Consider the following 20,257-nt stretch of genomic DNA (forward strand, 5'->3'; position numbering starts at 1 on the left):
GGCTTTGCCGGCTCGCTGGCCGCGACGGCGCTCGCGGGCAGGGCGGACGTGACGAACGCGAGAGCGGCGACGGCGGCGACGCAACTCCGGGTGAACGCACGGACGAGCGGAGAGCGGAGGCGGTTGTACGCGCCTCGGCGAGATAAGTTGTTGATTTTTGTACTCCGGTACAGTCGGTTGTAAGCGTTATTGGTGGGGTCGAGGCCCCTGCGCGATCCGGAGGATCACCCTCCTTCAGCCCAGAGGTTCCCTCGACATCAGGAAGTTACCGGCGAATTCTCATGACCCACACGCCGCAGGGCGCAGCTCGCTCGGCGGGGTTCGCGCTCGTACGTACCGGATTCGCCCGCCATCCTCCGCAACCAGCGGCGATGATCCCGAAACACTACCCCCAACAAGATCGTTGACACCACGTACAACCATCTGTGACGCCATGAGGGCTCATCGAAGTCGAGCGGAGCGAGGCGTCCAGGCACAGCGGGCCACCAGGTCTGTCCGGTCACCGTCGCCGGCATCCCGTCACCCGGCTGGGGGATCATTGAGGCCATGAACCCAGCACTCAGGCTGGCGCAGGCCGCCTCTTTCTATCAGGGCACCCTGCGTCGCTACGGCAGGGCGGAGCTGAGCTTCCTGCGCTGGGAGATCTCCCGCGGCGTCATGACCGCCAGCCCGTGGTGGCAGGCCGTCAACGACCGGCTGCTACGCGACAAAGCCGACATGACCCCCTTCTGGCAGGAGTTCCGGCAGACGTCCTCGCCGGCCACCTGGTACCGTGCGCACAATCACAGCATCGCCTCCGGATACCTCGAGCACGAAGCCCTCGCCCGGCAGGAGCTCCCCGCCGAACGCCTGATGATCAACGTCGCGCTGATCCGCGTCCTGTTCGCGCACGCCATGGTGGCCAGGCCTGCGCTCGCCCTTGGTCGCCTGCGCCGGCTCGGCCCGCTGCTGGGCGACCCACGCCGCGGCTCGGTCAAGCTCTTCCTCGACCTGCACCATTCCTTCCCGCCGCACTACCCGCTGACGGGACTCACCGCGGAAGACATGTTCGCCGCCGAAGGAACGTCGGCCCGCATGCTGGACTTTGGGATCATCCTCCCCCGCCTGACCGAGCTGTACCGCTTCGCCGCCGTCGACCTGGAGTTACCCCGGCTCGCCGAGCTCGTCAGTGACAACGCGCCCCGCTACGCCGGTCTCGACCTCGACCCCGCCCACTGGACCGGCACCGGCCCGCTGGTGCGGCTGGCGGCCCGGCTCACGGGCGCCGCGCGGACGAGCCCGGCACCACGGCGGCCGAGTTCCAGGTAGCCGAGACCGTCGGTGCAGGCCGGACGGACAGCGTCCCGGGATTCCTTGCATTCGCGACAGAGGCGCCCTGGTTGAGGGCAAGGACCCACGTCGTCCTGCACCCGCCTCGCCACGTGCGCCAGATCACCGGATCGGCGATACTTTGCCTCGTTCCGGCTCGATCTCAGGAGGCCCCATGTCGTTCTGGAAGAAGATCGTTCTTGGCCTCGCGGCGGCTGCGGCGGTGTTCGTCGTCGCCCTGGCAGTGGCGATCTTCGTGCCCGGCGGCTGGAAGTTCTCACTCATCCTGCTCGGGCTGCCGGTGGCGGCAGGCTGGCTCTTCTGGCAGGTGGCCGGGGACTACCACTCTTCTTCCCGCCGCGACGACACCCCTCCTCCCGGCGCCCGTTGGGACGAACGCACCGAACGGTGGCGGTAGTGACCCCGGCGACAGCTGAACCGGAGCTTCCGTTCCAAGGGCGGCACCATCAGCCGCGCCACAGCGCCGCCACCCACCTCGGCAAGGCCGAAGTACCGCAGCAGCTCATCATGGGCAAGACCCGCCACCAGAACCCCCTCACCGCCATGCGCTACGTCAAACCCGGCCCCGAAGCCATCGCCAAGGTCACCGAGGTCCTGGCGCACGGTCGCCGCACCCCCGGCTAATACGTCTGCCACGGCTTGGCGCCAATGCCCGCGGGTAGAGTCCCAGCCTCCCTGTACGAGCACTGGAACCCGCTCACCGCGGCCAGGCCAAGCGGGCCACTAGCGGGTTCGGCTGGCCTTCCGCACTGTTGTGGATCCGGCCCTTCATTTGTGAACAATGCTCATGTATGGTCGCCGACACTATGAGGAACCGCTGGTTGTCGCCGATCGCCGTCGTGGTGCTGGCCGCCGTCATCGTGCTTGGGGCGGCGTTCGACCCGTCGGGGCTGGCCGCGCCGTACACGTGGACGGGCGCCGACCTGCTACCCGTCGCCGGGCTCTGGCAGGTGGCCGCGCTGGCCGTCTACGTGCCGCTGCTGCTGGTGGGGGTTGGGGTTCTGGCGTGGGCGGTCGCGCGCGGGCGTGCCCCGCTGCGTACAGCACTGCTGGTGTGGGGCGCGGTGGTGTGGTCGGCGATGGCGGCCAAGCTGATGATGTCGCTGGTGATGGCCTTCGGTGATGTGGTCTACCTGGCGTGGTCAACCGGCTTCACCGGCGTCAAGGCGGCGGTCTTCGGCCTGCCGGTCCTGGCAGCCACCTGGCTGACCCAGTTCCTACGCCGCCGCCCCACCCCATCCCCTTCGAGCTCGACCGCCCCGCCCTCCCCAGGGCCGGGCGCTGGACCCGCTGCGGCCTCGGGGTCGTTCTTCCCGCCGGCTTCGGGGCCGGGGTGGGTGGCGGCAGGGGTGGCCGTGGTCTTGGGTGCGTCGGTCGGTGGGGTGTGGTGGGGCGGCTCACCCGTCGGCTACGCCATCGGCGACTCCCCGCTGGCCCCCGCGCCCGAGGCGGGACCGCTGGGCTGCCTCGCCGCCGTCACCCTGCTGGGCGTGATGACCTGGGCACTGAACCGCTGGCTCAGTGCCACCACCTCGTCGCGGGCCGTCGTGGCCGGGATCTCCGCGCTGGGAGCGGCCGCGACGCTGGGCCTGGTCGAGGTGGCCATCGGGCTCCCCAGCGACCTGGCGGGCGGCGACACGTTCTGGGCGCCGGCGATCATGCTCCGCCTCGCCCCCGCGCTCTCCTTCGGCGCCCTCCTCGCCCTCGCAACGGCAGCCCTCGTCGCCCTCCTCCCCGCCACCCTCCCGGCGCGAAGAACCGCCCTTCTCCCGGCGCGTAAGGGCGTCGCCTTTTCTGCGCCGATACGGATGGCGGCTGTCGTAGCCGCGGCGGCGCTCGCCGTACCGCTCCTGCAGCCCGGCACCACCACCGCGCAGCCACCACGCACCAAGGGCCTGACGCTTGCAGCCGACCGCAGGATCATCGACGCCGACGGCAACGAGGTGCTGCTGCGCGGCGTGAACGTCAACCAGCTCGAAGACTACTTCCAGAAATTTCCGGACAAGGCGGTGACGCGACCGCTCACCGAAGCCGACTTCGCCGGCATGGAGCAGATGGGCTTCAACGTCATCCGCCTCGCCGTGTCCTGGTCAGCCCTGGAACCCCAGCCCGGCCACTACGACCCGGCCTACCTCGCCAGGATCTCCTGGGCCGTCGAGACCGCGGCCAAGCACGGCCTGCGCACGGTCATCGACATGCACCAGGACGCCTGGGGCAAGGGCGTCAATGCCGCCCCCAGCACCACCTGCGAGAACGGTTCACCGATGCACGGCTGGGACGGCGCCCCCACCTGGGCCGACCGCTTCGACGGCGCCCCCAAGTGCGAGTTCACCGGACGCGATATCTCTCCGGCCGTCGCCCGCGCCTTCACCAACTTCTACCAGGACAGGGACGGCATCCAGACCCGCCTGGTCGCCGCCTGGGGCATGCTGGCGGAGCGGTTCGCGAACGAGCCGATGGTCGCCGGATACGACCTGCTGAACGAGCCCGGCTTCGGCGAGGCCCCGCCGATCACCTCCGGCGTCCTGCTCGGCCGCTACTACGACCGAGCGATCAAGGCCATCAGGGCGGGCGAGAAGCGCGGCTTCCCGCACCTGGTCTTCTTCGAGCCGTCCGTGCTCTGGTCAGGTCTCGGCTTCGAGGTCTCGGTGCCCAACGACTTCACCGACGACCGGCTGCTCGTCTTCGCCCCCCACCTCTACAACGAGTCGATCACCATCGACCAGGGCACCGGCCTCACGATCACGAGCATCGAGCGCGGCTTCGACCTGGCGAGCCGGGCGGCGGAGTACTACGGCGCCGGGCTCTGGTCCGGGGAGTGGGGTTGGTTCGGCGACCCCACCTCGGCCCCGATCACGAAATACACCGACCAAGAGGATCGGCACCGCATCGGCGGCGCGTTCTGGGTCTGGAAGCAGTCCTGCGGCGACGCCCACGCCGGAGCCGAGTCCAAGACCGGCGGCAACCTCATGATCGAGGACTGTGTCACCGGGAAGGACCTGCCCCCGCCCCCCGAATACATTGCCGAGCTCTCGCGCCCCTACCCCCGCTCCGCCCCTGGCCGCCTGACCAGCCTCACGTCGGACCAGGCGAGCCTCACGGCCCAGGGTGAAGGCAACGGGTGCGGCCTCGACGTCTGGTTCCCCGGCAGCGTCCGGCCGGTCGTCGGTAGTACCGGACTCACGGGCGTCGCCGCCCGGCAGGCACCGGGCGGCTGGCGCATCACCGGCTGCACTCGAGGCGCCTACACCCTGACCGCACACCGCTAGCCCTGCTTTCCGCACGTCACCGAGCCCGAGCTGAGCCGATGACAACCAGCCTGACCCGCGATCGAGCGCAACCCCGTCCAGTGACGGTAACTCCGTCGACACTCTCTGCAACCAGATTCCAGACCTGCGAGGGCTCCGCTGACGCGTTCCTGAAGCGAACCCCCTGACCCCTTCGGCCTGGACGCAGCACAGGAGGCCTCACTGCCGCGTGGTCGGTCTGCCTCACCCCGACCCCTCGAGGCGGCCGACTCGTCCGTACCGAGACCTGGACGTTGAGGCGGAGGTGGCTGCCTTATCTCCGGCGTATATACTCTCAGGGTATAGTCGCTTGCCATGAGCGTCCCCCTCGCACTGCTCGGCCTGCTGGAACGGGAGCCGAGCCACGGATACGACCTGAAACGCGACTACGACACCTTCTTCGGCCGGGGCAAGCCCCTGCCCTTCGGCCAGGTCTATTCCACGCTCGGCCGGCTGGCCAGAGACGGCAAGGTCACCGCCGGGCAGAGCGAACCGGGCGACGGGCCCGACCGCAAGCGCTATGCCATCACCCCCGTGGGCAAGGACGAGGTCGAGGCGTGGCTGGCCGAGCCGGTCGCGCCCGAGCCGTACCTGCAGACGGTGCTGTTCACCAAGGCCGTACTGGCGCTGATGCTGGGGCGCGACGCGGCGGGTTACCTCGATGCCCAGCGCGCGACGCATCTACGACGCATGCGGGAGCTGACCGAGATCAAGCGCACCGGCAACCTGGTTGACGCGCTCCTGGCCGATCACGGCCTGTTCCGCCTCGAGGCCGACCTGCGGTGGATCGACGTCACCCAGGCCAGGCTGGGCGCGCTGGCCGAGGCGGTGCGCGACCGTTGATCGTCAACGCCCTGCTGCGGGCCGAGGAGATCAGCCGCTCCTACGGCAACACGCCCGCGCTGCGGGAGGCGAGCCTGTCGGTGACCGCGGGCGAGGTCCTGGCCGTCATGGGACCCAGCGGTTCCGGCAAGTCGACGCTTCTGCACTGCCTGGCCGGGATCTTCACCCCGGACAGCGGCGAGGTGTGGTTCGACGGACGGCGGCTGGACACGCTGCACGACAGCCGCCGCAGCGAGCTGCGGCGGAGCGCCTTCGGCTTCGTCTTCCAGTTCGGCCAGCTCGTGCCGGAGCTGACCGTGGCCGACAACGTGGCGCTGCCGCTGCTGCTCGGCCGTACCAGGCGCAGGCATGCCTACGAGCGGGCCACCTCATGGCTGGAGCGGCTGGAGCTGGCCGACCTGGGCGGCCGGCGCACCAGCGAGCTGTCAGGCGGGCAAGCGCAGCGGGTGGCCATCGCCAGAGCGCTGGTGACCGGACCGCGGGTGATCTTCGCTGACGAGCCGACCGGCGCGCTCGACTCGCTCACCGGCGAGCACGTGATGGAGCTGCTGGTGGGCCTGGCCCGCGAGGAGGGCGCCACCGTGATCGTGGTGACCCACGACGCCCGGGTGGCCGCCTGCGCCGACCGGGAGGTCGTCGTGCGCGACGGGCGAGTCACCGACCCGTACGCGAGTGGGGTCTTCCGATGATCCTGCTGGGCCTGCGCCTGTCGCTGAGCAGCGGCAGGGAGGCGGCGACCAGGTTGACGCTGATCATCGCCGGGGTGGCGGTCGGGGTCGCGGTGCTGTTGGCCACGCTGTCGTTCTTCAACGCCTTCCAGGCCACCAACGACCGCCCCTGCTGGGAGTGCACGCGCGGCACGGCGCCCAGCGGCTGGGCATTGGACGCCACCGTTGACGGCGCGTTATGGAACCTCCACGAGGACTATCATGCGGGTCGGCTGATCAAGAGGCTGGACGCAGCCGCGCTCGGCACCCGGGCGCCGGTCATTCCCGGCCTGTCCCGCATGCCGGACCCGGGCCAGTACTTCGCCTCGCCCGCGCTGGCCAGGCTGCTGGACTCTGCGCCGCGCGAGCAGCTCGCCGACCGCTTCCCCGGCACGCACGCCGGGTTGATCGGCCAGGCCGCGCTGTCCGGGCCCGACGAGCTGGCCATCGTGGTGGGGCGGACGCCGCGGCAGGTGGCTGCCATGCCCGGCGCCCGGCAGGTCGACACGGTCGCCACCGAGCCCGCGGTCGACGACAACGCCGACGTCTACCGGTTCGGTTTCGGCGTCGCCGCCATCGGGCTCATCGTCCCGCTGCTGGTGCTCGTGGGCACCGCCACCCGGCTGGCGGCCGCGCGTCGCGAGATGCGCCTGGCGGCGATCCGGCTGGTGGGCGCCACCTCCCGGCAGGTCGACGTGCTCGCCGCGGTGGACGCCGCGCTGGGTGCGCTGCTCGGCGCGCTGGCCGGCCTCGCGCTCTTCCAGGTGGTACGGCCGGCCCTGGCCGGAATCCGGATCACCGGCTCCCGCTTCTTCCCCGACCTGATCGCCCCGCACCTCTGGCAGTACGCGGCCGTGCTCGCCTGCGTGCCGGTCGTGGCGGCCTGCGCCGCCCTGTGGTCTCTGCGCCGGTTGCGGATCTCACCGCTCGGCGCGGTCAGGAAGAACGCGCCACCCGCGCCGCGGGCGTGGCGCGTGATCCCGCTACTGGCCGGGCTTGGATTGTTCTCGGGCCCGGTGTACCAAAACGGCAAGGAGCCCGACGCCGTGCTGGCCGGCGCGGGGCTGGCTCTGATCATGGCCGGGCTGGTGCTGGCCGGGCCATGGCTGACGATGCGGGCGGCGCGCTTGGCCGCCCGGCTGACCGGGGGCGCGGCGACGCTGCTCGCTGCACAGCGTATGGCCGCGGACCCGAAGGCCGCCTTCCGCTCGGTGAGCGGGCTCGTGCTGGCGGTGTTCATCGGTACGGCGATCGCGGGCCTCGTCCCCGCGGTGCTCTCCGGCCAGCGGGCTGTGGCCGGCGGCAAGCTGGACCACGTGCTGCGCGCCCAGTTCGCCAGGCCCGGCGTCGAGGGACTGTCCGCGCCGACGCAGGCGGATCTGCTTGGCCGCCTGCGCAGTTACCCGGGCGTGGACGTGCTGCCGATCTACGCCACGTCAGACGTCGGCGTGCCTGTCGACGGTCCACCACCCGCGACGACCGTCGTCGAATGCGAGAGCCTGGCCCGCTTCCCCGTGCTCGGGCGGTGCCCCATCGGCGCGCAGGCCGTGGCGGGCGCCTTCTACCGCGTGGTCAACGCCGACAACCCGCTCACCATCGACAAGATCCTTCCGCTCGCGGGGCCCGACAGTCAGCAGGCCTCCGCCACCGGCCTCGCCCTGGAGTCGATCCTGATCAGCACGGCCGACCCGGCGGCGGTGGAGCGGATCCGCACGCTGCTGGCCGAGCACACCGCCTACGCCCCGATGACGTTCGCCGAGGTCGCCCAGGTCAGAGCGGCCCTGTACACCCAGGTCGAGAACATTGCGATGGCCATGGTCGCGCTGACCCTGATCGTCGGCGGCTGCAGCCTCGTGGTGGCGGTCGGCGGCGGGCTGGTGGAGCGCAGGCAGCCGTTCACCCTGCTGCGGCTGGCCGGCACCCCCACCCGCACCCTGGCCGGGGTGGTGCTGCTGGAGTCCGCGCTTCCACTTGTCCTGGCCGCCGTGCTGGCCGCCGGAGCCGGGTTCGGCGTGGCCGAGCCGCTCATCGACCAGCTCGCGATGAAGGGCGCCTCTCTGGCGATGCCCGGGCCTGTCTACTTCGCGACCGTCGGCGGAGGGCTGGCCGCCTCCCTGCTGGTGATTCTCACGGGCGTGCCGCTGCTCAGGCGCATGACCGCGCCGGATGACGCGCGTTTCGAATAGGAGCCCCATGAAACTGCTGATCGCGCTGGTCCTGCTCGTCTCCGCCGTGGTAGCAGAGCCGACCACGGTCGAGGACGGGCGCTACTCCGCCACGATCCGGCGCACGGAGTACGGCATCCCGCACATCTCCGCCAAGGACTACGGGGGACTCGGATTCGGGTACGGCTACGCCTTCGCGCAGGACAACCTGTGTGTGCTGGCCTCGTGGGTGGTGACGCTGCGGGGCGAGCGATCCCGGCACTTCGGCATGAAGGCGAGGTCCGATGACCCGGTCCGCCCGGTCGCCAACTTCGCCAGCGACGTCTACTACAAGAGCGTCGAGGACTCGGGCGTCGTGCGGCGGCTGCTGGCCCGGCCGGCGCCGGTGGGCCCGAGCGACGAGCTCCGTCGCATGGTCGACGGCTACGTCACGGGATACAACCGCTACCTGGCAGACACCGGCGTGGCGAACCTGCCCGATCCAACCTGCCGAGGCAAGGCCTGGGTGGGCCCCATCACCGCCACGGACATCTGGAACAACCTGCTCGACCTCAACCGCATGGTCGCAAGCTCCCAGCTCAAGGAGGCCGTCACCGGGATCGGCGAGCCGCGGGCCGAAGGCCCGGTCAAGAGACCGGCCGCGGGCAGCAACGGCTGGGCGCTGGGCCGCGAGGCGACGCGCGACGGCCACGGCATGCTGCTGGCCGACCCGCACTTCCCGTGGAACGGGATCCGCCGCTTCTACCAGGTGCAGCTCACCATCCCCGGCGTGTTCGACGTCTCGGGCGGCAGCCTGTACGGCACATCTCGTCCACAACGCCAGCGTGGCCTGGACCCACACCGTCTCCCACGCCCAGCGCTTTACCGTCTACCAACTGCAGCTCGCGGGCGACCGTACCAGCTACATGGTGGACGGTCAGGCAGAGCCGCTGGGCCGTCAGGAGGTGGAGGTCACCCTGCCGGACGGCACCACCGCCAGCCACACGCTCTACACCTCGCGCTACGGCCCGGTGCTCGCTGCCGGGCGCACCGACAAAGTCGCCTACGCGCTGGCCGATGCCAACGCCGCCAACCTGCGCGCGGCCGACGAGTGGCTGGCGATGGCCAGGGCGAGGAACCTCACGCAGCTTCGTGCAGCCCAGGTCACCCATCAGGGCATGCCGTTCGTCCACACGCTCGCCACCGACGCCGGCGGGACCGCCTACTTCGCCGACGCATCGGTCGTCCCCCACGTCACCGACGCGAAAGCGCGACGCTGCGGCAAGCCCTCGCCGATTCCCGGGCTGGAAGCGTATGTCCTGGACGGCTCGACCTCCGCGTGCCTGTGGGGCAAGGATCGCGACGCCGCCGTGCCCGGCATCTTCGGGCCCGGCAACCAGCCGAAGCTGACCCGCGCCGACTACGTGGCCAACTCCAACAACACCTTCTGGATGACGAACCCGTCGGCGCCGCTGACCGGATACCAGCGCGCGTGGGGCGAGACACGCACCGAGCTGGAGCCGCGCCCCCGGGTCAGCCTGGACATGATCGCCCAGCGGCTGTCCGGGGCCGACGGGCTCGGCGCGCGCGGCCTCACCTTGGAATCACTGCAGGCCACCGCGTACGCCAAGCGCAACTACAGCTTCGAGCTCATGCGCTCGGACCTGCTGAAGCTGTGCCGTACCCACCCCGAGCTGACCGCGTCCGACGGAAAGCGCGTGAACGTGCGCAAGGCCTGCAGGACCCTGGGGAATTGGGACGGGCGCGCCACCCTGGACAGCCAAGGGGCCATTCTGTGGCGCGAGTTCTTCACCCGGCTGCCGCGTCCCACCAAGCCGGGAGAGCCCGAATTCAGCCCCTGGCGGGTGCCGTTCACTCCCGCACATCCGCTGACCACCCCTCGGGGGCTCAAACACGACGACCCGGCGGTGCGGCAGGCCCTGGCCGATACCGTGCTCTTCTTCCAGGCCAACCGCATCACCCTGACGCTCACCCCGGGCCAGGCGCAGCGCTACTCCTCGATCCCGCTTCCCGGCTGCACCGAGGGGGAGGGCTGCTTCGACAGGGTGAGCATGCGCGGCCCGCTCGGCACCGACGGACGCTACCCGGAGGTGGACACAGGCTCCAGCTTCATGATGGCCGTCGAGCTCACTCCCGACGGCCCCCGTACCCGCACCATCCTCACCTACTCTCTCTCCGCCAACCCCGCCTCGCCCCACCACACCGATCAGACGGTCCTGTTCTCGCGCGGCCAGTGGGTGACCGGGCGCTTCACCCAGGCCGAGATCGCCGCCGACCCGCAGCTGAGGACCACCACGGTGCGAGGGTGAGGCATGCGGCGTTCGTGGTGGACGAGCTCAGCCCACTCCGCGACGACTTCTCGGCGGTCGAGGTCGGTCTTCGGCCAATTCTCGACGCGCTCGTCGACGTGTACGGACGTACGAGAGGCTGTGTCACGGCCTGCGGCGTGCTCGCGGTCACTCGTGAGAGGTGTTCGCGCGTCTGGGCAGCAGGAACATGAGTGCGGCCGCGGCGATGTAGCAGGTGACCTGCCAGGGCAGGATCGTGGTGAGGGCGTCGCTGTAGGCGATGAGGCTGGCGCCCCCATCGGTGAAGGAGCTTTCCAACCGGGTGAAGAACACGACCCCGAGGACGGCGACACCGAGCGCGTTGCCAACTTGGCCGACGGTGGTGAGGACACCGCCCGCGGCACCGGCGTCTTTGGCGGGTACGCCGGCGAGAACGACGTTGATCAGGGACGGGGCGGTGAGTCCCAGCCCCAGGCCTCCTATGAACAGCGGCGTGGCAAGTGCCCAGTAGGAGGGTTCGGCGCCGCCACCGACGATGAGGAACAGGACGATTTGAGACGCGGCCAGGATCAATGCGCCCGATACAAGGAGGGCGCGGTGGGCGAACTGGACACCGATCCCGGAGGTGATGATCGAGCCGACGGCATAGGGCAGGATCACGAGACCGGTTTCGAGCGCGGTGCGTCCGGTGCCCAGCTGGAGGTAGAGCGACAGCAAGAGGAAGAAGGAACCGAGTGCTCCGAAGAACAGTAGGGAAACGGACAGGCCACCGGCGAAGGCCCGCACCCGAAGGAGGGCGGGATCGAGGATCGGCTGCCCGCCGCGTGCGACCAGTCGCCGTTCCCTGATGAGGAACAGGGCCACCGCCAGGATCGAGAGCGCCAGGATGAGGAAGCCCCACCAGGGCCAGCCCCAGTCGCGTCCTTGCATGAGGGGCAGGAGCAGGAGCACCGCGGCGGCGGCGGCGAGGACCGCGCCCGGCAGGTCCAGCCGGGCGTTGCCCGGAACGCGGGACTCGGGCAAGAATCGGGCTCCCACGATCAGCCCGATGATCGCGATCGGAACGTTCACCCAGAAGATCGCCCGCCAGCCCAGACCGAGGAGGTCGGCTTCGACCAGGACTCCACCGAGCAGCGGTCCGGCCACCGAGGCCAGGCCGAGCACAGCACCGTAGGCGCCGAGAGCCTTCACGCGTGCGCCGGGCTCGAACGAGGCGCGGATGATGCCGAACACCTGCGGGATCATCAGTCCGGCGGCCAAGCCTTGCGCGACCCGCGTGCCGATCAGCACACCAGGGCTCGGCGCCAGCCCACAACCAGCCGAGGCCAGCATGAACGCGGCCAGTCCAAGGTGGAACACGCGGCGGCGTCCGAACTGGTCGCCGATGCGGCCACCGGTGATCAGGCCTGCTCCGGCGGAGAGTGTGTACCCGGCCAGCATCCACTGCAGTGCAGCCTCACTGGCGCCCAGGTCCTCGGCGATCGCCGGGGCCGCCACGCTGACGATCGTGGCATCGAGGAGCTCCATGAAGTCCGCGATGAGGATCACGGCCAGAACGACGAACGCCGTGCGCCCGGACAGGAGGGTGGGAGGCGTCGCGCCGCCGCGTTGAGGGTGGGTGGATGTGGTCATACTGCGCTGTACTCCTCGGTCAGGGGTAATGCGATAATGTAGCTGCGCCACACAGTAGCTGCGCCACGCAGCGAATGTACTACAGAATTACTGCGCGACGCAGCGATAACGGATGGAGTAGGTGTCACGATGACGAAGCTGAACCCGGACAGGGAAGCGCTGCTTGCCGAGATCATCGGAGACGCGGTACCCGGCTGGGCGATCTTGGTCGTGCGGCTCAACAACGTTGTCGCTAACCGGCTGGGTGTCACCGACACCGATGTGCAATGCCTGCACGTGCTGGGCCATCACGGCCCAACGACACCGAGCGTTCTGGCCAAGCACGTGAATCTCACTACCGGATCGGCTTCACGCATGATTGACCGGCTCGTCGCCGCGGGCTGCGTCCGGCGGGTGGCTGACCCCGACGACCGCAGGCGAGTGCTCATCGAGCCCACCCAGGAAGGCCTCGACCGGGTCACCGCCGCCTACTCAGGACTGATCGCACGTACGCGGGACGACCTAGGCGCCTTCGGCGACGAAGAGCTCAGCACCCTCATCCGATTTATGAGAACAGCCGAGCGCAGCACCGCCGCTGAGATCCACCGACTCAAGTCCGCGCCCGACGATGAGGAAAGCCCCACGGGAGCTCGGGTGTAGCCCATCGATCATCGACCAACTCCGTGCTGACATCCGTAGGGCCGGATCGTCCACCATGCCGCTAACTTGCACGGATGAATATTCGGCACCCGCACCGTCTAGCCGTAGAGCGGGCAGTGAATCTGCCCCAGCCAAGCCGTCGGCGTACGGCCAGTGAGCGCCCGCGTCTCCCGGATGAAATGTGCGTGATCGCTGTATCCGGCTTCCGCTGCCGCCACGCTTCCCGGGCGGCCGCGATCCAGCAAGGCCACGGCTTGCTTCATCCGGAGGATTCGGCCGGCCAGTTTGGGCGTCATTCCGATGTGTTCGGTGAACTGACGGACCAGGTGTCTACGTGTCCATCCGACGGTGCGGGCCAGATCCTCGATGCGCAAGCGACCACCGCTGGCACACAGCGTCCGCCATGCGTGCTCGGCGGTGGCTTCGCCGTGGAGCCTGGGTTTTACGGCCAGCAGCCCGGCGAGCGCCTCGGGCACCGCCTGCCGCCACTCGTCGCGACGGCTGGCATCCGTCAGTTTGCTGGTACCGCGCCCGAGCAGGTCCCTGATCTCGAACACGGGCTGACCGGTCAGCTCGTGCATGCCGATTCCCCTGAACAGGCGACGGGCCACCATCGGCGGCACGGAGACGGCGACCATAGACGCTCCGGAGCCGGTGGCCGTCGCCAGGACCATGCGCTCACGCGGCCCACTGACCCACGCCTGCGGCGTGGACTGGCCCTCTAGTGCGATCGCACGCTCATCCCGGTTGAAAATGAGCGTCACCAGAGTTGTTGGGAAATGCCAGCGTTCTGGCTCAGGCTGGTCCTCGGAAGCAACGCACAGCCCGGCATCGCGGATCACGTTCCCCGCTCGCGTCACAGCCCGACAATATGTCCCCCTAAGGGGCGTTCGCCAGTGTGTGGCCACATGAGGAACGCGCGAATTCCGGTCTCCAGACAAGAGGTGGGCGGTCTCGCCTCGTCGTTCGCGGCAAGGGATGAAGGTGCGTTCGGGGCGGGTCATGTCCCGGCCGGGGTGCCGGAAGCAGGTATGTCCCTTTTCTTCAATACGGCGGCCGCGACCGACCTTCAGAATGGTGATCATTGAACCCTGGCCGGCGCGAATCTGGTCGATGCGAAATCGGTCGGGAAAGGATATGCATGAAACTTCGCAGCGTTCTGGCTGCCGCAGCCGTCTCCGCAGCCGCCCTGACGGTCTCCGCTCCAGCACCCGCACAGGCTGGCCCTGATCTGCCGTATTGCAAGTCCGGCTTCTGGTGCGCCTACAACTGGGGGTACGGCTACGGCCCCATGAGTGAAGGCGACTGGCGAGGCGACGTCGAGTTCACCGGAATCATCAACAACGGTAACTACGACCCCGGGCAGGACCACATTCAGGTCGTTTACGTGCAGAACGGTTCATGGCACAGCCGCTGCCTGCACTACAACCCTGGCCCCGGCGAATGGCAGTTCGAGCCGGGTATCGCCAGGTTGAAATCGGTGACCTGGCGCGGCGAATGCTGACGAGCCCGACCGCCGAACCCCTGTACTCTCCGCCTCGAAGGGATCTCGAATGCGCCTCCTCACCTCTGCTGCCATGGCCGCCGTTTCGGCCGCCGCCGTCCTCTCCGCCGCGGCTCCTGCGTCGGCGAGCGGCAACGTGTACAACTGCCCGGCCGGGTACTGGTGCGCCTATGACGACAACTATTCCGTCCCGCTCAAGTCGGAGGGGAACTGGTCGGGAGCGCAGCGTTTCCGCTACCTGGTCAACAACGGTAACTACGACCCCGGGCAGGACCATATTCAGGTGGTGTGGTACACGGGTAGTGTTCGGCACAGTGACTGTCTGCACTACTACTACAACGGCAGCCAGGAGCACTTCTCTCTCGATAGTGAGGTGCCGAGTGGCGGCGCGTGGGTGCAGAGCGTGACGTGGCGCGGCGAATGCTAGAGCCGCCCGCGTGAACGCCGGTGCCGGGGCTCTCTGAACAACAGCATTCCGACAATGAGCTAGAACTCGGAGGCTTCTCGCCGGCGGCCGCCAGGCGCCACAGGCCGTTCGGATTTTGTTCCGGCTGTCCTCGATGACGTCCCTGTCGAGAGGGCCGTTCGTGCTGGGCGCGCTCTCCCAGAGCGCCGGCGCCGCCCGCCATGGTTACACCGAGGTCATCGTGACCCCGCCTCGAGCATCGAAGGCCAATGCGATCTGCGAGCGTGCCATCGGGACACTGCGCCGGGAACTCCTCGATGTGTCCCGTGCCCGATGAAGAGCAGAACGCAGAGCCGTTTGAGCGTGACCGCGCAGTCGAGACGCAGGAAGTCAACCGCGACAATCCCCTCGGCCTGCGCGGCGAGGAACTCCCGCCAGGGCGGACCCGCACGCCGCGGCGTGGGATCGACACCGGCCTTGGCCGAGATCTCCCACACCGTCGACGCTGCGATCGAGTAGCCCAGTCGCCGAGACAGCTCCCCCTGAATCCCGCGGTGCCCCCAGCGCGGATTCTCCTCGGCCAACCGCAGCACCAATCCTCTGATCGGCTGGCTGGTCGACGATCGACCTGGTCGTCGCCGCGCGCTGTAGTCCCATGTGCGAGCAACCAAGGCGCGATGCCGGGACAGCAACGTGGCCGGCGAGAAGACCTCCGCCCAGCGACGACGCGAGATCAACCGCGACCACGCCGCCGGCCACAACCGATCCCCAGGCTCATAGCGGACCCGAGTGTTTGCGAGCGGCACAGGTCAGAACGATCGTCCTCGCCGAGGTGCCGAGCGGCCAGGCCCGGCGGTCGAACTCGATCACAGTGGGGCGCTCCTCGAGGATTCGGCGACGGTCCGGAAGTGTAGGGCCTGCGCGCTCGGAATTAAATTCTTGACGATATTAATTAGTTAACCTTACGGTAACCGGCATGCCGAGCCGCCAGGACTCCAGGACGCCCATCACCGGCCCCACCGCCGCCGCGCTCTTCACCATGATCCTCACCCGTGGCCCGGTGAGCAGGGTGGACCTGGCCCGGCTCAGCGGCCTGTCGCCGGCTGCCGTGACCAAGGTCGCCCGCCCCCTGATCGAGGCGGGCTACCTGAAGGAACTGCCGCCCGGCGAGCGGACCGCACCCGGCGCGGGCAGGCCCGCCAACCCCCTGGCGATCGTGCCGGAACGCGAGTACGTCGTCGGCATCAAGATCACCGGTGATGACCTCATCGGCGTGGTCACCGACCTCGGCGCTCGGATCGTGGCCGCCCGTCACCACGCCGTACCCGGCTTCGACGTGCGGACCGACGCCCCCGCTGCCCCCATGGAACCCGCCGACGTCGTCGCGGCCATCGCCGCGCTCATCACGGAGTTGCTGGACCAGCACCCCGACTTCCGGCAGCGGGCGCGGCGAGTCGGCGTCGCCATCTCCGGCGACGCCGACCGCACCACCGGCACCGTCCGCTACTCGCCCTTCCTCGGCTGGCGGGACGTCCCGCTCGCCGCGCTGCTCGAGGAGGCCACCGGGCTCACCACGACCCTGGAGAACGATGTCAAGGCCCTCGCGGTCGCCGAGCAGTGGTTCGGCGAGGGCATCGGCGCGTCCTCCTTCGCCCTGGTCACCATCGGCACCGGCATCGGCAGCGCGTTCGTCGCCAACGGCGGTGTCATCTCCGGCGCGTTCGGCGTGTCCGGCGAGATCGGCCACGTGCCGATCGGCGTCGAGGGGCCGCCCTGCCACTGCGGCGCGATGGGCTGCTTGGAGGGGCTGGCCTCCACCCAGGCCCTGATCACCGAGGCTCGCCGTGCCACCGGCGTCGAGGACCTCACGATCAGCCAGGCGGTCGATCTGGCCCGCTCAGGTGACCAAGTGCTCCGCAAGGTCTTCGGCACCGTCGGCCAGGCCATCGGGCTCGGGCTGGCCATTGTGGCGAACCTTTTCGGCCCCGAACGTCTCGTGGTCTCCGGCGAAGGGCTCGACGCCTACGACCTGTTCGAGGAGTCGATCCGCGAGGCGTTCGCGGCCCAGGCCTACGGCAGCGCTGGGCGGTGCAGCCTGATCATCCGCCCGCTGCCGTTCGAGGAGTGGGCGCGCGGCGCGGCAGCCGTCGCCGTTCAATCCCTCGTCACCCCCGCCGGCTAGCGCCGGCCCTCCCCCCAGAACGAAGGCCCGTCCTGCGGGCCGACAGGGCGCCCCCCGCCCCTGCAGAAAGGACCCACCTCGATGAGCACCACCATGTCCTCCCGCCGCGCCTTCCTCGGCGGGTCCCTCCTCTTCGTCGGCGGCATGGCGCTGGCGGCCTGCGGCAAGGACGACGCAGCCAAGGCCGGAGCCAAGATCATGCTGGAGCAGTGGTACCACGCCTACGGCGAGGCCGGCACCCAGCAGGCCGCGATCCGGTACGCCAAGGAGTACACCAAGGCCAACCCGGACGTCGCCATCAAGGTCACCTGGATCGCCGGCGACTACTCGGCGAAGCTGCACTCGACGCTGCTCACCCCGCAGGCGCCCGACCTGTTCGAGATCGGCGACTTCCAGTACATCGACGTGAAGAACGGCCTGTTCGCGCCGCTCGACGACATCGTCAAGGGCCAGGAGGGCCAGTACACCAAGGTGGCGCTGGACTCCGCCTCAGCCGACGGCAAGCTCTACGGCCTGAAGATGATGGACGACGCGATGGTCCTGTACTACCGCAAGAGCGTCCTGCAGCAGGCCGGAATCACGCCGCCGGCCACGTTCGCCGAGCTCGCCGCCGCCGCCAAGAAGCTCACCAGCCGCGAGCGCAAGGGACTGTTCATCGGCTCCGACGGCCTCGGCAATGCCCCCTACCTGCTGCTGTGGTCGAACGGCGCCGACCTGCTCGACCCCGAAGGCAAGAAGGTCGTCTTCAACTCGGCCGAAAGCATCGCCGCGATCTCCGGTCTCAAGCAACTGCACGACGACAAGTCGCTGCTGCAGGACTTCACCACCGACTGGTACGACCCCGGCGCGTTCATCCAGGGAGCCGCCGCCATGCAGTGGTGCGGCCTGTGGGCCATGCCCGCCATCAAGAAGGCGCTCGGCGACGATTTCGGCGTCGTCGCCTGGCCGAAGTTCGGCGACGCGGGCCAGCCCGTCTCCCGCGTGGGCGGCTGGTTCGCGGTCGCAGGCGCCAAGGGCAAGCACGTCGAAGAGGCCAAGAAGTTCATCCAGTGGCTCTGGATCAAGCAGGCCGACCTGCAGAAGGACTGGTGCGTCAGCTACGGGTTCCACGTCCCGGCGCGGAAGAGCGTCGCCGCGCAGACCACCGAGTTCGGCTCCGGCCCGGCCAAGGACGCCGCCGACATCCTGGCGAACACCAGCAAGGCCTACCCGAACCTGTGGAACACCGCGATGGACTCGGCGTTCGCGCAAGCCGTACTCAAGATCGCCAAGAGCGGCGGCGACGCCAAGGCGCTGCTCGACGAGGCCGCCGCCAAGTGCCAGGCCGAACTCGACAAGCAGCTGGCCTGACCATGCCAGACACCGCCACGACCGGGCGGGCGGCCGGCGCCGCGCGCCCGGCCGAGTCCCGGCCGGTCCGCCGCGCGCGGCGGACCGATTGGCCGACCATCGGGGCGTTCGCCCTGCTGACCGCACCCATGCTCGTCGGCCTCGGCCTGTTCAAGTACATCGCCATCGGCTGGAGCTTCCTCCTGAGCTTCAGCGATGCGCGCGGCACCGTCGACCTGGGCTCTTGGGCCGGCCTGGACAACTACGCGTTCCTGCTGAAGGACGAGGCGTTCCGGTCCTCGATGACCGGGATCGTGCTGTTCACGATCTTCATCGTGCCGGTGACCTTCGGCATCTCGCTCGGGCTCGCCGTCCTTCTGAACGGGCTTCGACGAGGCCGGGCCTTCTTCCGCACCGTCTTTCTCCTCCCTGCCGCCGTCTCCTATGTCGTCGCCGCCCTGATCTGGAAGATGAGCCTGTTCAACGGCCTGCCGTCCGGCGTCGCCAACACCATCGGCGGGCTCTTCGGCTGGGACGTCCAGCCCTGGATCGCCAGCACCGACCCGCCCCTGTACTGGATCGTGATCGTCACCCTGCGGCTCTGGCTCCAGGTCGGGCTCTACATGATCCTCTTCCTGGCGGGCCTCCAGGCCATCCCGGGCCACCTGTACGAAGCGGCCGCGCTGGACGGCGCCTCCCGGTGGCGCCAGTTCCGGCACGTCACCCTGCCGATGCTGCGCAACACCTCGGTGGCGATCCTCATGCTCATCCTCATCGCCGCGTTCCAGGCCTTCGACGAGTTCTACAACGTCTTCGGCACCGCCGCCGGCAGCTCGGCCGCCCCGGTGCGGCCTCCGCTGGTCTTCCTGTACGACTCCGCGCTCAAGGACCAGAACTACGGCGTGGGCTCGGCAGGCGCGTTCCTGCTGACCCTGCTGATCGTCCTGGTGACCCTGCTGCAAGGCCGCCTCGTCGGATTCGGCCGGAGGGACTGACATGCGCAAGATCCTCGGGACGGCCTTGACGTACCTGGCCATCGGCGTCGCCGCCGCGCTGTTCCTCGCGCCGTTCTACTTCATGCTGCGTGCCGCCTTGATGTCCGGCAGGCAGATCACCGACCTGGACTGGCACTGGCTGCCCGCTCCGTTCACCCTGCAGGGCTTCAAGGACGTGTTCGACGACCCGTCGGTGCCGATGGGCCACGCGCTCTGGAACTCCTTCCTCATCGCGATCGTCACCGCGCCGCTCTCGACCATGCTCGGCTCAATGGCCGGCTACGCCCTGGCCCGTATTCCCGTCCCTGGCCGCGGCGTGGTCATGACCTTCGTCGTCGTCACCCTGATGATCCCCACCTCGGCCACGTTCGTGCCGACCTTCGTGCTGGTCAGCGCGATGGGCGGGGTCGACACGCAGTGGGGCGTCATCGCACCGGGCCTGTTCAACGCGTTCTCGGTACTGCTGTTTCGCAACTTCTACCTGAAGTTCCCCCAGGAGATCGAGGAGGCGGGCAGGCTGGACGGCCTGGGCCATCTTGGCGTGTACTGGCGGGTCGCACTGCCCAACTCGGGCGCCATGCTCGCCTCGCTGGGCGCGCTGTCATTCCTGGAGAGCTGGAACGCCTTCCTCTGGCCCCTCGTCATCGGCCAGGATCCCGAGTCGTGGACCGCCCAGATCGCGCTGTCCACCTTCCTCACCTCACAGACGGTCAACCTTCCTGCGCTGTTCGCCGGGGCCGTCGTCACGATCCTCCCGCTGGTCGCGGTCTTCCTGGTCGCTCAGCGTCACATCGTCCAGGGCATCGCCGCCACCGGCATGAAGGACTGAGCACATGACGTCTGCAAGAAGTCCGCCCGCGACTTCCGCCACAGGCCGCGATCGACACCTACCCAGACCTCTCCTGACCGCCACCTGCTCGCCCCGGGCGCCCCGAGGTCGAGCGGATCCCC

At 69.2% G+C, this 20,257-nt stretch carries 16 protein-coding genes and 1 pseudogene; 15 read left to right on the plus strand and 2 right to left on the minus strand.

Going from position 1 to position 20,257, the window contains the following annotated elements; translation table 11 throughout:
- Positions 1–546: 546 nt before the first annotated feature.
- The 8 genes and pseudogenes from AB0B45_RS31795 (at position 547) to AB0B45_RS31830 (ending at position 10,640) form a co-directional block, all read left to right on the plus strand.
- Positions 547–1,308: a hypothetical protein gene (locus tag AB0B45_RS31795; protein ID WP_358138137.1), complete on the plus strand. Its 762-nt coding sequence runs from the start codon at positions 547–549 to the stop codon at positions 1,306–1,308.
- Between the two features lie 175 nt (positions 1,309–1,483).
- The gene (locus AB0B45_RS31800; protein WP_358138139.1) at positions 1,484–1,726 is read left to right on the plus strand and encodes a hypothetical protein; all 243 of its coding nucleotides are present in this window, start codon (positions 1,484–1,486) and stop codon (positions 1,724–1,726) included.
- The gene (locus AB0B45_RS31805; RefSeq protein WP_358138141.1) at positions 1,726–1,953 is read left to right on the plus strand and encodes a hypothetical protein; all 228 of its coding nucleotides are present in this window, start codon (positions 1,726–1,728) and stop codon (positions 1,951–1,953) included. The genes AB0B45_RS31800 and AB0B45_RS31805 overlap by 1 nt, the downstream gene beginning before the upstream one ends.
- A 182-nt stretch (positions 1,954–2,135) precedes the next feature.
- On the plus strand, positions 2,136–4,598 hold the full coding sequence (locus tag AB0B45_RS31810) for a cellulase family glycosylhydrolase (protein WP_358138144.1): 2,463 nt from the start codon (positions 2,136–2,138) through the stop codon (positions 4,596–4,598).
- Between the two features lie 333 nt (positions 4,599–4,931).
- Complete coding sequence (locus tag AB0B45_RS31815) at positions 4,932–5,459, plus strand: PadR family transcriptional regulator (protein ID WP_358138146.1); 528 nt, start codon at positions 4,932–4,934, stop codon at positions 5,457–5,459.
- Positions 5,456–6,148: an ABC transporter ATP-binding protein gene (locus tag AB0B45_RS31820; protein WP_358138149.1), complete on the plus strand. Its 693-nt coding sequence runs from the start codon at positions 5,456–5,458 to the stop codon at positions 6,146–6,148. Before AB0B45_RS31815 ends, AB0B45_RS31820 begins: the two co-directional genes overlap by 4 nt.
- A complete protein-coding gene (locus tag AB0B45_RS31825; protein ID WP_358138152.1) occupies positions 6,145–8,352 on the plus strand; it encodes an FtsX-like permease family protein in 2,208 nt (735 codons plus the stop codon). The genes AB0B45_RS31820 and AB0B45_RS31825 overlap by 4 nt, the downstream gene beginning before the upstream one ends.
- A 7-nt stretch (positions 8,353–8,359) precedes the next feature.
- A pseudogene (locus tag AB0B45_RS31830) lies at positions 8,360–10,640 on the plus strand (penicillin acylase family protein).
- Positions 10,641–10,787: 147 nt separating this feature from the next.
- Here AB0B45_RS31830 and AB0B45_RS31835 read toward each other — a convergent pair.
- Entirely contained in the window at positions 10,788–12,251 is a 1,464-nt protein-coding gene (locus tag AB0B45_RS31835) for an MFS transporter (RefSeq protein ID WP_358138154.1), read from the minus strand.
- Positions 12,252–12,380: 129 nt separating this feature from the next.
- Here AB0B45_RS31835 and AB0B45_RS31840 point away from each other — a divergent pair, with 129 nt between their 5' ends.
- Positions 12,381–12,890, plus strand: coding sequence for a MarR family transcriptional regulator (locus tag AB0B45_RS31840; protein WP_358138157.1), 510 nt, complete (start codon positions 12,381–12,383; stop codon positions 12,888–12,890).
- Positions 12,891–12,988: 98 nt separating this feature from the next.
- Here AB0B45_RS31840 and AB0B45_RS31845 read toward each other — a convergent pair whose 3' ends face one another.
- Positions 12,989–13,750 carry an AraC family transcriptional regulator gene (locus AB0B45_RS31845; protein ID WP_358138159.1) on the minus strand — a complete coding sequence of 254 codons (762 nt, stop codon included), beginning with the start codon at positions 13,748–13,750 and terminating at the stop codon, positions 12,989–12,991.
- 281 nt (positions 13,751–14,031) lie between these two features.
- On the opposite strand from AB0B45_RS31845, the gene AB0B45_RS31850 reads away from it, so the two are divergent.
- The 6 genes from AB0B45_RS31850 to AB0B45_RS31875 all read left to right on the plus strand — a co-directional run bounded on the left by AB0B45_RS31850 (position 14,032) and on the right by AB0B45_RS31875 (position 20,135).
- Positions 14,032–14,394 (plus strand): hypothetical protein, encoded by a 363-nt coding sequence (locus tag AB0B45_RS31850; protein ID WP_358138161.1) that lies wholly within the window; start codon positions 14,032–14,034, stop codon positions 14,392–14,394.
- A 49-nt stretch (positions 14,395–14,443) separates the two neighbouring features.
- Positions 14,444–14,821 (plus strand): hypothetical protein, encoded by a 378-nt coding sequence (locus tag AB0B45_RS31855; RefSeq protein WP_358138162.1) that lies wholly within the window; start codon positions 14,444–14,446, stop codon positions 14,819–14,821.
- A gap of 955 nt (positions 14,822–15,776) precedes the next feature.
- Complete coding sequence (locus AB0B45_RS31860) at positions 15,777–16,982, plus strand: ROK family transcriptional regulator (RefSeq protein ID WP_358138164.1); 1,206 nt, start codon at positions 15,777–15,779, stop codon at positions 16,980–16,982.
- Between the two features lie 81 nt (positions 16,983–17,063).
- Entirely contained in the window at positions 17,064–18,332 is a 1,269-nt protein-coding gene (locus tag AB0B45_RS31865; protein WP_358138166.1) for an extracellular solute-binding protein, read from the plus strand.
- 2 nt (positions 18,333–18,334) lie between these two features.
- Positions 18,335–19,306, plus strand: coding sequence for a sugar ABC transporter permease (locus AB0B45_RS31870; RefSeq protein WP_358138167.1), 972 nt, complete (start codon positions 18,335–18,337; stop codon positions 19,304–19,306).
- Position 19,307: 1 nt separating this feature from the next.
- Positions 19,308–20,135, plus strand: coding sequence for a carbohydrate ABC transporter permease (locus AB0B45_RS31875; protein WP_358138169.1), 828 nt, complete (start codon positions 19,308–19,310; stop codon positions 20,133–20,135).
- Positions 20,136–20,257: the final 122 nt, after the last annotated feature.

The sequence above is a fragment of the Nonomuraea sp. NPDC049152 genome, assembly GCF_040648355.1.
In the GTDB taxonomy this organism is placed as follows: Bacteria; Actinomycetota; Actinomycetes; order Streptosporangiales; family Streptosporangiaceae; genus Nonomuraea.

Excerpts from the sequence above, each read along its gene's own strand:
- AB0B45_RS31840 (WP_358138157.1), top strand. The coding sequence starts at position 12,381 with ATGACGAAGCTGAACCCGGACAGGGAAGCGCTGCTTGCCGAGATCATC.
- AB0B45_RS31825 (WP_358138152.1), top strand. The coding sequence starts at position 6,145 with ATGATCCTGCTGGGCCTGCGCCTGTCGCTGAGCAGCGGCAGGGAGGCG.
- AB0B45_RS31850 (WP_358138161.1), top strand. The coding sequence starts at position 14,032 with ATGAAACTTCGCAGCGTTCTGGCTGCCGCAGCCGTCTCCGCAGCCGCC.
- AB0B45_RS31800 (WP_358138139.1), top strand. The coding sequence starts at position 1,484 with ATGTCGTTCTGGAAGAAGATCGTTCTTGGCCTCGCGGCGGCTGCGGCG.
- AB0B45_RS31870 (WP_358138167.1), top strand. The coding sequence starts at position 18,335 with ATGCCAGACACCGCCACGACCGGGCGGGCGGCCGGCGCCGCGCGCCCG.
- AB0B45_RS31795 (WP_358138137.1), top strand. The coding sequence starts at position 547 with ATGAACCCAGCACTCAGGCTGGCGCAGGCCGCCTCTTTCTATCAGGGC.
- AB0B45_RS31865 (WP_358138166.1), top strand. The coding sequence starts at position 17,064 with ATGAGCACCACCATGTCCTCCCGCCGCGCCTTCCTCGGCGGGTCCCTC.
- AB0B45_RS31835 (WP_358138154.1), bottom strand. The coding sequence starts at position 12,251 with ATGACCACATCCACCCACCCTCAACGCGGCGGCGCGACGCCTCCCACC.
- AB0B45_RS31875 (WP_358138169.1), top strand. The coding sequence starts at position 19,308 with ATGCGCAAGATCCTCGGGACGGCCTTGACGTACCTGGCCATCGGCGTC.
- AB0B45_RS31860 (WP_358138164.1), top strand. The coding sequence starts at position 15,777 with ATGCCGAGCCGCCAGGACTCCAGGACGCCCATCACCGGCCCCACCGCC.
- AB0B45_RS31810 (WP_358138144.1), top strand. The coding sequence starts at position 2,136 with ATGAGGAACCGCTGGTTGTCGCCGATCGCCGTCGTGGTGCTGGCCGCC.
- AB0B45_RS31855 (WP_358138162.1), top strand. The coding sequence starts at position 14,444 with ATGCGCCTCCTCACCTCTGCTGCCATGGCCGCCGTTTCGGCCGCCGCC.
- AB0B45_RS31815 (WP_358138146.1), top strand. The coding sequence starts at position 4,932 with ATGAGCGTCCCCCTCGCACTGCTCGGCCTGCTGGAACGGGAGCCGAGC.